The sequence below is a fragment of the Pseudozobellia sp. WGM2 genome, from assembly GCF_017810075.1.
GTDB lineage: Bacteria > Bacteroidota > Bacteroidia > Flavobacteriales > Flavobacteriaceae > JADNYK01.
Genome location: NZ_JADNYK010000052.1, coordinates 1 through 445 on the forward strand (window position 1 = coordinate 1; position 445 = coordinate 445).

Sequence of the window (445 nt, forward strand, 5' to 3'; positions counted from 1 at the left end):
GCCGCTGACACCTAACGGGAAGATAGACAAAAAAGCGCTCCCCGACCCACGGACCATGGAACTAGGCGACGGGACACAGTACGTCGCCCCGAGAAACGAGACCGAAAAACAACTGGCCGCCATATGGCAGGAGGTACTCGGAAGGGAAAAAATAGGAATAAAGGACGACTTCTTCGAAATGGGGGGTCATAGCCTGAAGATGATGCGCCTTGTTAGTGCTTACCATAAAGGGTTCGATGTCAGGGTCGACCTTTCGGATTTATTTACCCATACCTCATTGGAATCGCACGCAGGATTATTGGCGAGGGCAAGTCGAAATGAATACTTTACGATCCCATCGGCCCCGACAAGCCGGGACAACGGTTATCCCATCTCCGACGCGCAGCGCCGGATCTGGGTCCTGAGCCAGTTCCGGGGCGGCAGCGTCACCTATAACATGCCCGGG

At 54.8% G+C, this 445-nt stretch carries 1 protein-coding gene; it reads left to right on the top strand.

What is annotated here, in order from left to right:
* Positions 1-55: 55 nt before the first annotated feature.
* Positions 56-445 (top strand): phosphopantetheine-binding protein (locus tag IV512_RS19765; RefSeq protein ID WP_209406493.1); only part of this gene is annotated, 390 nt, incomplete at its 3' end.